This is a genomic window from Sorangium sp. So ce185 (assembly GCF_051526825.1).
Classification (GTDB): domain Bacteria; phylum Myxococcota_A; class Polyangia; order Polyangiales; family Polyangiaceae; genus Sorangium; species Sorangium cellulosum_D.
Genome location: NZ_CP150316.1, coordinates 11,155,868 through 11,169,354, shown reverse-complemented (window position 1 = coordinate 11,169,354; position 13,487 = coordinate 11,155,868). Strand labels below are relative to the sequence as shown.

The 13,487-nt window shown below is 65.8% G+C and carries 11 protein-coding genes; 4 read left to right on the top strand and 7 right to left on the bottom strand.

What is annotated here, in order from left to right:
* Positions 1–548 precede the first annotated feature (548 nt).
* The 5 genes from WMF26_RS41115 to WMF26_RS41095 form a co-directional block, all read right to left on the bottom strand.
* A complete protein-coding gene (locus tag WMF26_RS41115) occupies positions 549–1,487 on the bottom strand; it encodes a hypothetical protein (RefSeq protein ID WP_437997198.1) in 939 nt (312 codons plus the stop codon).
* Positions 1,488–2,927 carry an AAA family ATPase gene (locus WMF26_RS41110; protein ID WP_437997197.1) on the bottom strand — a complete coding sequence of 480 codons (1,440 nt, stop codon included), beginning with the start codon at positions 2,925–2,927 and terminating at the stop codon, positions 1,488–1,490. It lies immediately after the preceding gene.
* 905 nt (positions 2,928–3,832) lie between these two features.
* A complete protein-coding gene (locus tag WMF26_RS41105; RefSeq protein WP_437997196.1) occupies positions 3,833–4,027 on the bottom strand; it encodes a hypothetical protein in 195 nt (64 codons plus the stop codon).
* Between the two features lie 129 nt (positions 4,028–4,156).
* Positions 4,157–5,074, bottom strand: a complete 918-nt coding sequence (locus tag WMF26_RS41100) for a helix-turn-helix transcriptional regulator (protein WP_437997195.1) — start codon at positions 5,072–5,074, stop codon at positions 4,157–4,159.
* Positions 5,075–5,193: 119 nt separating this feature from the next.
* A complete protein-coding gene (locus WMF26_RS41095; RefSeq protein WP_437997194.1) occupies positions 5,194–6,303 on the bottom strand; it encodes a sigma-70 family RNA polymerase sigma factor in 1,110 nt (369 codons plus the stop codon).
* A gap of 349 nt (positions 6,304–6,652) precedes the next feature.
* Between WMF26_RS41095 and WMF26_RS41090 the strand changes: the two genes are divergently transcribed.
* The 4 genes from WMF26_RS41090 to WMF26_RS41075 all read left to right on the top strand — a co-directional run bounded on the left by WMF26_RS41090 (position 6,653) and on the right by WMF26_RS41075 (position 11,700).
* A complete protein-coding gene (locus tag WMF26_RS41090) occupies positions 6,653–7,675 on the top strand; it encodes a PEGA domain-containing protein (protein ID WP_437997193.1) in 1,023 nt (340 codons plus the stop codon).
* 15 nt (positions 7,676–7,690) lie between these two features.
* Positions 7,691–9,307, top strand: a complete 1,617-nt coding sequence (locus tag WMF26_RS41085; protein ID WP_437997192.1) for a hypothetical protein — start codon at positions 7,691–7,693, stop codon at positions 9,305–9,307.
* Positions 9,308–9,342: 35 nt separating this feature from the next.
* A complete protein-coding gene (locus tag WMF26_RS41080) occupies positions 9,343–10,887 on the top strand; it encodes a hypothetical protein (protein WP_437997191.1) in 1,545 nt (514 codons plus the stop codon).
* 366 nt (positions 10,888–11,253) lie between these two features.
* On the top strand, positions 11,254–11,700 hold the full coding sequence (locus WMF26_RS41075) for a DUF2147 domain-containing protein (RefSeq protein WP_437997190.1): 447 nt from the start codon (positions 11,254–11,256) through the stop codon (positions 11,698–11,700).
* Between the two features lie 156 nt (positions 11,701–11,856).
* Here WMF26_RS41075 and WMF26_RS41070 read toward each other — a convergent pair whose 3' ends face one another.
* A complete protein-coding gene (locus WMF26_RS41070) occupies positions 11,857–12,456 on the bottom strand; it encodes a hypothetical protein (protein WP_437997189.1) in 600 nt (199 codons plus the stop codon).
* Positions 12,457–12,530: 74 nt separating this feature from the next.
* On the bottom strand, positions 12,531–13,415 hold the full coding sequence (locus WMF26_RS41065) for an SDR family oxidoreductase (RefSeq protein WP_437997188.1): 885 nt from the start codon (positions 13,413–13,415) through the stop codon (positions 12,531–12,533).
* Between the last annotated feature and the right edge of the window lie 72 nt (positions 13,416–13,487).

The window sequence follows — 13,487 nt, the reverse complement described above, 5'->3', positions numbered from 1 at the left end:
TCCCGGATGCTGGCTGCGCGATGGGCCGACTTCACCGATTTTCTTCACCGAGTTTCCGCGCAAGTACGAGCTCACCAACAGAGGAGGCGGCCCGCGTCGTTCACGAGGCCATCGGCCGACTACTCAGCACCGGACCGGAAGAGCGAGCAAGCTCGCGTCGGTAGCAAGACTCACGGCCGCCGAGGTGACCTACGCCGTAAGCGCCCGGCGTCGACCCGGCAGGCGTCATTGACCTCGCCGCCGAGCGCAGCCGGCGCGGCGGGTAGCGCCGGCTGGGACGGCGCTACCCGCGGGCGACGTCGAGGCGGCGCGCATCACCCACGAGACCATCGGGCGCCTGCTCGGCACGCCCGGCGCGGACGCAAGCGGGATAGTCGACCTCAGACCTTTGCTTCCAAGAACGGTACTAGGCTCTATCTGACGAACGTCGCGAGCGACCCGAGTCTGAAACGAGCGAGTAACGAGTAAGCCAAGGTTCCGGCAAGCTCCACTCGCGGCTCGGGGCAATCGCGACGCTCGTCAGCCGAAGGCTATCGCGTTCGGACGCTCTACTGCTTGAGCCAATCGATGAAATTCTGAGGCATCTTCACATCGCCCGACTTTACCTGATCGCCCCAAATCTCAGCCCCAATGCGCAGCTTAGTGTCACGATGAGCAGTTGCAATTTCTTGCGCCACATTTGAGCTTAACCCCACGGCCAGCAAGACCTTGGCAACACCACTCCATAACCCATCTGAACCAACATGACCATGCGAGACCCACCGCGACACATCTGTCGCGTTCTGCTGCATGTCGCGCTCGAAGATCTGGACGTCATTGACAATCACATCAGCTTCCGTCCCAGACACGCAGCGCGCTACCATCTGAGCCCGAACCGCATTAACATTCAACGCCAGACAACCACTTGTATCCACTTCCCAACTAGCCATAGACAGCATCTTGTTGCAACGCGTCACAACGTGTCCACGAGCGAGAGAAATAGAAAGAGCCGCCAGCCACCGCATGATAGATGGAACAGCTGCGACAGCCCGGTCACTCATCTCACTGTCAACATGCTCCGGCACGATCCGACTCAAGAATGCCTCAACCGTAGCCCTATGAAATGCATAGTTCTCTGCCGAATGGCCGCGTGTCCAAATCAGATTAGGAGCTGCAACATAGTGACCACCAACCGCGTCAATCACCGGGGGGCCAAACACAAATTCGCGAAATTCACGATCGACAAAGGCAAACAGATCAATACCTAGTCGAGTGGCTTGCGCATGAACCGTCTCAACGATGGCACGGTTTCCACACACCCCAGTGGATCCGCTTATCATTTCCGCAGTATCGACAACTAATTTTCTCGCACGCAGAATCCCCAGCGTCTCAAAGCGACGAATCAGGCCAGCAACAATTTTCTTGTCATTGATTCCCTCAACTATCAACGTACTTGACGTCCGTGTTTCAAGAACACTAATATATCCGGAAAGCGAGTAAGATGACATCTAGGCGCCCTCCGCACCGTCATCGTCCTCTATGTCATCGGAAAGCTGAGACGCGTCCGGAGTCCACGCCACCGTAGCAAGCGGGAAGTACACCTCGAGATGATCGGCGGAAACTTCAGGCGCATGAGTACAAGCTATAATCTGACGACCAGATGCCTGCTTTTCCAACTCTGTAAGGATGATCCTTTGCCACTCGACATGAAGAGAAAGTTCGGGCTCGTCAATAAGAACAACCCCGTCTGCGGAACTCATGTGCGTGGCAGAGAACAGCAGAGTAACAACATGACGTTCACCCGAGGAGAGCGCGTTAAAGTTCGCCCGACGCTTTCCCGGAAGCTCTATCAAGTTTGATCCACTACGCAGCCCACGACCTTTATAGGAAGCTCGCACATCAAGCACCAAGCGGCGTCCCTCTTCTTCCAGGAATCGGTTAACCGATTCCTGGAATATTCGGATACGCTCAAAAGCCTTCTTCTGCGTTTCAGCGCGATCAGCTAGCGCCTTCTCGTAGACGTGCAAAATCCGGCTTACTTTTGCTTCCGGAGTAGAATCCGCCCCGTGCATTTTGAGCGTTGAGCCGAGCTGGGAGTAGATCTCAGCAACCTCATTGTTCCCGGGATCCAGTGCTTCCAGGTGGTGCTTGACCCTTGACAAGAGCTGAGGCACGCTCTCACGATCTTCGTCGGAGTCGCTTCCTAGGACAGCTCCAAGGACGTTTACAAAGACTGACGAAAGTGCTTTCTGGTCAGTGGCTGAAAGCTCGAGATACGCATCTTGAACTTCGTGAGCCACCTCATCTGCTACCTCCCACAGCGAAGGATAGCGCACAAGCGGAACAAACGGCCCGAACCAGCGACGACATAGTATTGTCTTTTGGGCCAACGACTCGCCACGACTCCTGAGCATCATATATGGAATTTTACGCTGCTCGGGATCGCTTCGAAACTCCTGGGTGACGAGCTCGATGATACGGGCGGTTTCGGATTTCTCAAAATCGCTAGATACGTGTCCCTGGGTAAAAGTGGTACGAGTGATTGCTTCGAGTACTGATCGGAATGCCGGAAGATAGACCGGTCGCCCGCCGAGGCGCTCTCGGAGCAGTGCATTCAGTGGCAGTGGTGTTATCTCGCCTCTGCGTACGAATCCACTGGCGGCACCATCAACAAGTACTTCTACGCGCGCGCCATCGCTGCTTGGCGTTTGCCGCAGCTCTAGCTTAGCACCATTGTCCATCTCAGCGACCAAGCGCCTGAATACAATGTGACAGAAGCGCTCAATATCTCGCTCAAGTAGGTTCGCGACAATGTGAAGCATTGTCGTCTTCCCGTGACCGTTCTTTCCGTGAAAGATATTGAGTCCCGGCTGAAAATCGACAGTGAGTCGTTGGTTGCCGTGGAGCCCCTCCACGTCTAAGTGCCTTATATTGATGAATGTCGGCATCGAGCTGCATCTACTCTGGACTCACTTCGGCGTCAAGTGGCGCCCCGGAACCGCTGCATTCTCGGCGAAGATCGGTGGAGACTCTTCTAGGGTCGCCTGGCATCGCGCAGCTTGGCCGGCATGAGGAGCGCGGAGACTCGGGTTAAGCGCACTCCTGAGGTTGTCATCCGCGTTCCCTCCTCATGCATTTGACTCACCCAAGCCGATCTTAGCTTGAGATGTCTAATGCAATAGCCGTCCAAGGCGGCTCTGTTCGTCCTAGTTACTTCTGGCCTCGTGGTTTCCGCGTCCAGGTGTGCCGCGCTGCTGGACAGGACAGAACCAAGCATAGCTGAAGCTGTCATAAAGCCGGACGCCGCGTAGCGGTACGAAGCAGGGAAGCAGACAATTAGGATAGGACTGGCGCAGGACTTCCCAGTTACAGCTTTAGGGCCTAGGCGGCACGAGCCCGGTGCATCACCCAATGTGTGACAGCACGGTCAACAGCAACAACCTCGCACACGGCCATCGTCAACGAGACGACCGTCTCGTTGTCAGAAACCCGAGCGGCGCGTTTTGGTCGTCGCCGAGCATGGGTATTGATTGCCATTCTCATGCTGACCACGTAAGCTCGCCGGACAAGCGAACTGACGCCAGCGTGCGCTGGTAACACTACGGGCGGCGTGGCCGAACCCCGACAACCCGAGGTCCGACATGTCCGTTGTATACTTACGACCTCTGATGGGTCAAGGAACCGACCCGCCTTCAGGACGGGCCCCCGCCCGCCCGCTTCCCCATTCTGCAGACGGGCCCGCCGGCCTACTGCGAGACGCGCAGGTGAAGCGCCCGCGGAAGGGCGCGCCAGGGGCGAGGTCTGGGCCGAGCCGGCATCGGTGCGCTCGCGGAGCCAACGACACGGGCGGCCCTCAGCGCAGCCGCTCCCGCTCCCACCGCACCTGGTCCGCGATTGCGTCGTCCGCAGAACGTACGCCCTCGACGAACAGCTCTGCGTGGGCGGGGTTGTCCAAGTCGACGCCGAGCCGGAGCAGCATGGCTCGGTCGCGCGGCGGCGCGGAACGGAGGATCGCGGCGGCGGAGCGGGGGTAGCGAGCGGGACGCACGCTGCGAGCATACCAGAGGCCGCGGGCAGGCCGTGTCGCCGCGCAGCTGGCTCGTGCCTCGCGCAAGCGTGTCCAGGCAAGCGTGGTGCACCGTGGCTCGAACGCGCCACCGTCGGCAAGCGAGGCGGCTCAGTCGGCTTGGATTCCTTCGGCGTAGACGCTTCCTACGCCCGGCAGAGTCGTGTTCAGAGGCGATCCCTCCATGTTCTCCCAATCGGCACCGTGAGCAGTGCTGGACCCGCCGTCGTCGCGCTGTACGGGGAAGCTCGTCAGCCTGGCAGCACGCCGCTCGGGCTCGGCCCCCGAGCTTGCGCGGGCCGGGAGCGGAGACCGAAGCCGCGGCTGTGGAGGCGACGGGAGCTTGGCCCGCGGGCTCCTGGCGACCAGATCGGGGATCGCCACCACAGGCGGCGGGACATCGGCCGCGCGTTCGGGAACCGCAGCTGGACCCGGCCGTGCGGAGGTCGGCGCCGGCGCGGCCGGCGCACGTGCCGAGTTCTCGCGCTTGGTGGCGGGCTCGCTGAGCTGGATCAGCTGCGTCTCCTCCGCGTCTGTTCGATCGTCGTCATGCAGACACCAGAGGAACTCCCAGTACCGAGCAGGCGTGCCCGTGAAGGCCTCCAGCTGCCTCGCGAGGACGGGCGTGATCGGGAGGTCGCTCTTCAGCAGCCGCTCCAGGTCTCTCGGAACCAGCCCGGTGCTCTCGGCCAGCTTTCGTTGCCAGCCGGGGATGGTGGCACAGAACGTCTCGAGGACGCGGCCTGGCAACGGCACCGGGCGCGCGCGTGGGCTGGTTATCGCCGCGATGAGCGCATCCACGTGGCAGTCCAGCAGGCGCTGGTGTCGCCGCAGCTCGCGCTCGGCGTCCTCCTTCGCGTCGGCGAGGGCCGACTCCTCGTCCTCGTACCTCTGCTCGCCGGCCGCGCGCAGCCCGCGCTCTCGGCCTAGCGCTTCGCGCGCCGTGACAGCGAAGCCGATCGCCACACAGGCCATCATCGCGAGACCGATCGGTGAGGCGAGCCACATCGCACCTAGAATGTCCTCCATTGTACGTTGCCTCCTCGTCGTGAGCGTTCGTGTCCGACGCAAGACGGATCTCGGCCTTGTGCTGCCCGAAGGCATCACCAGCGCTGCCGCCTGCTAGCTGTCGAGCGACAGCCGATGAGTCAGCGAATCCGCTGGAGCAGCGCTTCGCGCTCCAAGGCGAGCCACCCTTGCGGGAACTCCTGCTTGTGCATCTCGAGCAGCTGGCGCGCCTCGAGGTCGGCGAGGGCGGTGTGGGCGTCCAGCGCGCGGCGGGCGTCGCGGATCAGGCGCCGCTCGCGCTCGCTGACGGCGGGGTGCACGGCGCTCCTGGGCGCCGCGCTTCGGCGCACGACACGCCCGGGCACCTCGCCACGGGGGGGAGCCTCGGCCGACGCCGCGGGCCTATCCACGGCGGCCAGGGCGCTGGCGTCGCCTTGCTGCGCGGACGGCTCCACCTTGCGCGCGGCTGGCGCACCGATCTCGGCGGTGGCGCTCGCGCCGCCCTCTCGGGTGGACGCGGTGACCTCCTGCGCGGCTGGCGCGGAGCCGGGCGCGCGAGCCACCGCGGGCAACAGCCAGGGTTCCAATCTGTGCGACAGCCCGGAGAGCAGCGCGCCCGTCAGGACGACGAGCGCGCCCTGTGCCAAGATCCTGAAGACCAGGCGCCGCAGCGTGGCCAGCCACGACTCGCGACGGTAGAGGCCGAGCGCCACGGGGACGCACGCCTCTGCGTCCCGTCCCCGTGCATGCTGCTCGGCCGTATAGCGGCGCTTCTCCTCGGCGAGCTGCTCGAGCGCCCGCCGGTGCTGCGTCTTCACCGCCTCCCTCCTGAGGCCGAGCTCGCCGGCGATCTCGGCGAGCGGGATCTCCTCGAGGTCATGCTTGATCAGCAGGTGTCGGTACTTCGGGTCGACCCGGTTGATCAGGCGGCGCGTGAGCGCGTGCCGCTGGCTCCCGCGTACCAGCTCCTCTGGATTCGGGCACTCGGCTCGGAGCTCGCTCTCGTCGAACGATGTCAGGACCTCTCCGCGACGGCGCGCGGTCCGCACATGGTCGCGCGCCTGGTTGATGGCGATCGTGACGCGGTACGCCGCCGCGTCGCCGCCCGGCGCAATCCGCTGGTCCGCTTCCAACCCGCGCAGGAGCGCGTCTTGCGCCACGTCCTCGGCGTCGCGTGCCGGGACGCCGAGACGCCTCGCGAGGCGCCGGAAGAGCTCGAAACTGCTGGAGATGCTCGACGGATTGCCCACGCCGGTAGCACGTCTGAGCGACCCCCTCGGGGTCAGCAAAATGCACGGTCGCGATCACTTTGGTCGGATAATGTGGCACAAGGCGCTACATCTCACCCGGGTTGGCTGGAAGATCGCCGACACACGGGACGGATGATTCGATTCCGCCATGCTCCTGTGAATTCTCTCCTAAAGCGCTGCTTCCAGCATTTTCTCCCGGTTGACGTCGCGTGCTCAGCGTAAGTACCGTCGTCGCATGTGTCGCGGTGCGCACCTGTTGTCCATTTTGCTTACGCTTGGCGCTTCAACGGGCTTGGTCAGCTCGGCCGATGCTCAGCAGCGGTCTCCGGCCTCGGGGAGAAGCGACGGGTTGAACGGGTTGACGGTGAAGGAGCTTGTTCGCCGTGCTCGGAAAGCGCGCGATCGCGGCAACTGGACGCAGGCCTACGAGGCCTACAAGACGGCCCTTGACGCCGCAAACGTGCCGCCCGGCATGAAGCTCGACCGCGCGGACGTCGACCGCGGGGCGTTCGATCCCGCCGAGATCGCCGGCGAACTAGGCCTCTGCGAGCTCGAGCTGCGCAAGTACCGCGATGCGGCGGAGCATCTCACCTGGAGTCTTGAGCGGGACTGGGCGCTGCCGAGTCAGCTTCAAGAACGATTCCTGACCGGCCAGCGGAAGGCCGCGTTTTACGTCGTTGAGCTCGTGCTCTCCGTCGACCCGCCGGACGCCGAGATCCTCATCGACGGCCAGAAGATCGGTCGGACCGCGCGGACTTACAAGCTGTTCCTCGAGCCCGGGCGACACATGGTGCGGGCCCGGGCGCCGGGGCGCGAGGACGGCTTTCACGCGTTCAACGGCGAGCCGGGCGATAAGCAGGAGATCTCGATGAAGCTTTCGGGCCCGGCGGTGAGCAGCGCCAAGGAGGCCCCGGCCGTGCCGAAGACCGCGAGCGCTTCGCCCGCTGTGCGCCCGAAGGAGCCCGGACCGTGGGCGTCCTGGCCGGGGACGCTGCGCATCGGCGGCATCGGCTTGACCGCGGCAACCGCATCGCTCGGCGCCGTGTTCATGGTACGCGCGAGCACAGCGGACGGGGACCTCGACGAGCGGAACAAGAAGCTCGACGCCGCGGGGGTCTCGCGAGGCGTGTGTCGGGAACAACTGAAGCCGGCGACGTGCTCCGAGCTGACGCGTCTCCGACGAGACCGCGACCTCTTCGCCGGGCTCGGCACGGCGATGGTGGTGACAAGCGGTGTCGTGGGCGCTGCGACGGTGGCGTCGTTCTTCACGGATTTCTCTTTTCGCCGGACTGAACCCGCGAAAGCTCGGCTCGCGCTGATTCCGACGGTCGCGCCGGCACAGGTCAGCCTCGTGGCATACGGCGTGTGGTAATCGGGGAGCACGGACATGCCCTTTCCTGGTCTTCGACAAAAGCGGCTGCTGTTGACGCTGGGGGCCCTCTCCACGGTCAGCGCTGGCGGTCTCTCCGGGTGCTACTACGGCGATAGCTGCGATGACGAACGCATCTGCCTATCACCGCCCAAATCGCTCTGTGATGGCCACCCAGCGACGGCGCCGGCGCTCGACGTGTGCGGGGTGTTCGTCAGTGAGCTGCTGGGCGACGACGACAACCCCGGCACGAAGCGCGCCCCGGTCAAGACGCTTCAGCATGCGGTCGGGCTCGCCGCGCACGGGCGAGGCAACAGCGAGGTGCCAACCCGGCGAGTGTACGCTTGCGGCGACACGTTCAAGGAGACGATCACGCTGCCCTCCGGTGTCGACCTCTTGGGCGGGCGTCTGTGCGACGGCGGCGAGCTGTCGTATGAGTGGTCGGTTGTTGGGCCCAATCAGCTCACGACCATCGCCCCGCCGGGGGGGATACCGCTTCGGGTGATCGAGGGCAAGGACGCGACGTCGACGTCGACGATCTCCGGTGTGCGCGTCATCGCGGCAGACGCGTCGGCGATGGATCACAAGTCGTCGATCGCGATGATCCTGAGCCAGGGGGCCAAGGCCAACGTCGTGTCGAGCGAGATCGTCGCGGGAAACGGCAAGCGTGGCGAGCCGGGAGAAGATGCGCCTCGGGAACGGGCGACGGACGGCGTGGAGGGGAACGATGGCGCGTCCGCTTGCACAGCGGATGCCGCCGTGGGCGCCCTTCCGGCTGTTACGGTCTGCGACGACGGTACCGAATCGACGAGCGGATACGGCGGCGAAGGCGGACTCGACGTCGGTGGCGATGGCGCGCCGGGACAGCCTGAGCCCGCGGAAAATCCGCAAAGCTTCGGGGCTGCGGGGCGCGGCGCGGGCAGCGAAATTTGCTCCGCTGGATCTGACGGCGCGCACGGCGCTAGCGGTGGCCGCGCTGGCGGCGCGGTAGGTGAAGGCTACCTCACCTTCGACGGATGGATTGGTGTCCGTGGTGAGGACGGGAAAAGGGGTGCTGTCGGGCAAGGAGGGGGCGGCGGAGGCGGCAGCAAGTCGCGCGGGCCCATGGTGGCGTGCCCGGCAGCTCGCCCCCAAAGCGGTGCGGCCGGCGGCTCGGGCGGGAGCGGGGGCTGCGGCGGCGAGGGAGGCAGGGGCGGCGGCTATGGCGGCGCGAGCATCGCCATCGTCGCACTGGAGGACTCCGAACTGGAACTCAACGCTACGAAGATCGTCGCGGGCAGCGGCGGCAAGGGCGGGGTCGGCGGAACTGGCCAACCAGGCGGCTACGGCCGATGGGGTAGACACGGAGGGAACGGCTTCACTGGCACCAACATGTGGGGCGCCTGTCCTGGCGGCCGTGGAGGGAACGGCGGCCGCGGCGGTGATGCCGGTGGCGGGCTCGGCGGGGCTGCCGTCGGCATCGCGTATGTGGTCCCCAATCTGGCTATCCGGCCCGGCACGACGATCGACATTGGCAAATCCGGAGAAGGTGGGGATGCAGGAAACGCCCGCCCAGGCGACGAGGCGGGCAGCGGCGGGACCGGCCCGTCGGGCCCACTCTATCGTTTCGGTGCGGCAAACGAGCCGCCCCGTTGAGTCGCTCACGGCGGCGCCGCCGTCGAGGAATACCGATGATATCAAAACGTACGATCGTCCTGCTCCTAGCACTTCCTCTCTCCACGGTTGGCTGCGAGAGCGCGCCAGGCCCCATCGATTCCGATGGTCCGCCGTGTGCGCTCACATCGTCGTGCGAGGGCGAAGCACCGCCAGAAGCCGTCTGTCTCGAGCACCTGGCGGCCGATCGGATGGCCGACGGCTGTGGCGTATTCGTCGCCGGGCCCTTCTTTGGCGGCGACGATGCGAATCCAGGCACGAAGAACAAGCCGGTCCGCTCTATCCTGCGCGCGATTGAGCTAGCACGTGTCGGTCGAGGAAGGGTGTTCGCGTGCAACGACGTCTTCGAAGGAGCCGTGGTCCTACCGTCCGGCGTGGACCTCTACGGGGGCATTGATTGCCAAACATTCGAACGCTTTGGTGAGGATGTTACAACCGGCATCGTCGTCCGTTATGATCCAATCATCACGCTGATCGTCGAACCTGCGGGCGCCGGCGACACCGGGGCGGCGGACGGGGTCTCCACGATCGACCACATGACCATCCTGAGCAAAGCCCACATCGGGATGCTCGTTCGGTCAGGCAGCGCGGTGGAGTTCATCCAGGGCGAGCTCCGTGCATCGTACGGAGGTGGGGGCGGCCAGGGCGAGGGGTGGCCCGGGTTCAATCGGGCACCCGGTGGGGGGCACGGCATCTACGGCGGGGATGTGTGCTCCGCAGCCACGGTCGCGGGCGGGCCCGCGGTGGTGAACCCGTGCGAGGGCGGAATCCCGAGCGTCGGTGGCAAGGGAGGCGACGGCCTCCCCGACGGCGCGGGAGATGGGGCGGACGGCGAGCCGGTATCCGAGCCGGACCCCGGCCACGATGGGCGAGGGGGACTCGGCGACCGGCCAGACGGTGGTTGCAGCAACGGCGTCACCGGGAAAAGCGGCTCGTGGGGCGTGATCGGCGCACCTGGCGAGGGCATCGGGCGGCTCACGGAGACAGGATGGGAGGGCGACAAGGCAGGCGACGGCAGCCGCGGCATGCCAGGCCAAGGCGGCGGCGGGGGCGGCGGGCGTCGCGGCGGGCTCGCCGTGTGCGGCGCGGCCACCAAGGGAGGCGCCGGCGGCGGCTCGGGCGGCGCAGGGGGCTGCGGCGGTCGAGGCGGCCGAGGGGGCGGAAACGGCCGGCCGAGCATCGGCATCGCCGTGCTTCACGCCAAGCTGACGGTGCGCGACAGCCTGCTCGAGACGCTCGACGCCGGGCGAGGCGGCGACGGCGGGCTCCCCGAGGAGGGCGGCGAAGGCGGTCGAGGCGCACCGGGCGGGGCCTTGGGAGACGGCACCTGGTCCTGTGGCGGCGGGGAAGGAGGCCGAGGAGGCGACGGCGGCTACGGCGGCCCCGGGCGCGGCGGCGACGCGATCGGCATCGCCTACCTGGACGAGGACCAGCTCACGCTCGAGGGCGTCAAGTACGAGCTCGGTCCGCCCGGCAAGGGCGGCATCAGCTGGAACCACGATGGCAGCATGGTGACGGGGGAGGACGGCACGCAGATCGAGACGCTTCGGTTTCCTGAGTAGGAGACCGGCTCGTCCTCTCGGCCAAAGCGGCCCGCGTGCGCCTGAGCGGACGATGCGGCTCATGGCCAGCGTCCCTCCGCTCGCTGGTCGACATAGAGAACCTTACATGACCGCCTCCGTCGGCGAGAGCGCACCCGCGCAGGACGGACGCGCGCGGCCGAGGCGCGGGCCATGGGCAGCCTGGCCACGGCGGGAGCCAGCCCCCTGGCCTCAACCGTGCGCTGGCCACCAAACGTCCCGGCGCCCCGCTGCACGGCGCCGTTGCGGTCCACGAGCCCGCCCGGTACCCTCGGGGGGAAAATGGCGTCCATCGCGCCAGGGCCGAACGCCGTGGCTTCGCAGACCGTTGAAAGGAGTTCTGACGACATGAAGAGGTTCTTGGCTCTTTCTGCCGCCTTGGGTTGCTCCCTCGCCACGTCGCTCGTGCTCGCGGATCCTCTCCCTGTGACTGGCCAGTGGCGGACGATCGATGAGCAGGGGGTCGAGCAGTCGGTGGTAGAGATTTATGAGAGGGGCGGGAAGATCTTCGGCAAGATCGTGAGCCTGAAGCAGCCGCTCGACGCGAAGGGGAAGCCGAAGCTCTGCACCGCCTGTGAGGGGGCCGACAAGAACAAGCCCCTCGTGGGGCTCGTCATCATCAAGAACATGGTCCGCGATGACGACGAGTACGATGACGGTACGATCCTGGATCCGAACAACGGCGAGACCTATAGCTGCAAGCTCGAGGCGATCGAGGGCGGGAAGAAGCTGAAGGTGCGCGGCTTCTTGGGCATCTCCCTCCTCGGCAGGACGCAGACCTGGCTGAAGAAGTAAAAGGATCTTCCTCGTCGTGGGCGCTCGGGTGCCTGCGCCGCAGCCGCGAGCCGGACGAGCCGGCGCGGCGGCTGTCGCCGACGGCCAGGGCAGCACGCCGCTGCGGTAGCCCCGCGCGCGGTCCTCGCTGCTCTGTGGTGAAATGCTCTGGAGAGGCTAGGACGCCGGGGCGTCGGGATTCACCACCACCTGGTACCGACGCCCCGTGGACAGCACGCTCGGATCGATGCCCTCCTCGAGCGGTACGCGCGTCTGCGTGAGCTGGTGGCCGGGCAAGCAACACGCGAGGGTGAAGGCCGCGTCCCAGCGCAGCCGATCGAGCACCCTGTCCATGTGCACGTGGGCGTGGACGAACGTCACGAACACCGGCATCGGGGGCAGGGCATTGAGCTGATCCGCGACGTCGTCGATGCTGGCCTTGTGCCACGCCAGGCGCCGGACCCCGAAGCGATCGCGCCACGCCTCCACCAAGTCTACGTTGAGCAGCGGATCGACGCTGATGTTGTCCGCCTCGCTCTTCAGCGAAAAGAGGGCCCCGGTCCTCGCGTGGGCCCCGTCCCCGACGTGAATGACGCGACATGGGCGGCCCTTGGTCAAGAGGGGCCGAAGATGACAGAGGGCAGAGTAGCTCTCGGTCATCTCCTTGGCGGGCCTGGTCGCTTTCGCGAACAGGGGCCACAGCGCTTCGAAGGAGTTCCTCCGCATCAACCGGTCCAGGTAGTCGCTGTTCGGGGGCTGCGCGTCGATGCTGACCATGGCGGCTGCTTGTAGCAGAGCTGCCGCGATCCGCCCGGGACCATGACGACCCTCGAGGCTTACGCGCGCCTCTTTCAGAAGTAGTGCGCGCGCATGTCGTCGAGCAGGCCGGGCTGCTCCGGCTTCCAGCCGAGCAGCTCACGCGTCGCCTTGCTCGAGGCCCGGTTGTCGAGCCCGACGACCATCGACATCCATCCGAAGTGCGCGCCTGCCTCCGAGGCCGGCACGCTCTTCGTCGGCACACCGGCGCCTTTGCCGATCGTCTCCGCGATCGCGCGCATCGCGATGCCTTCCTCGGCGGTGCCGTGCAACACGGACCCCGGCGGCGCGCTCTCGACGGCGAGCCGGTACAACCGCGCCGCATCGTCGCGATGCACCGCGGGCCAGTGATGATTGCCATCGTCGATGTAACCAGCGGCCTTCTTCTCGCGCGCGATATGGATCAGCATCGCGATGAAACCCTTGTCACCGGCGCCGTGCACCGTCGGAGCCAGCCGGATGACGCTGCCACGGACTCCGCGCTTCGCAGCATCGACCACGAGGCGTTCGGCCTGCAACCGGACCGCGAGCGGCGAGCTCGCCGGCGACTCGTCCGCCTCGAACGCGACCTTGCCAGGCTTCGAAACCAGCAGCGTGCCGCTCGTGCCGACGAACGCCTTGTTCGTGCCCGCCATCGCATCGAGCATCGCGCCGATCGCGTCGCGATCGATCTGGCACATCTTTGGGAAGTCTGAGAAGTCCAGGTGAAACGCCAGGTGGATCGTCGCGTCGGTCGCGCGGACGCCCTCGACGAGGCTCTTCGGGTCCCTGAGGTCGCCGCGGTAAACCTCCACGCCCTGCGCCTTCAACTTCTCGGCGCCCGCGTCGCTGTGCGCCATGCCGAGGACGCTGTGGCCGGCCCCGCGCAGCTCCTTCAGCACCGCCGTGCCGATCCAGCCGGTCGCGCCGGTGACGAACACTCGAATTGACTTGGTCATACGAGGACCGTACGCTCGGATCGCTCGTCCGAAAAGACGGGCAGCTATACTGGT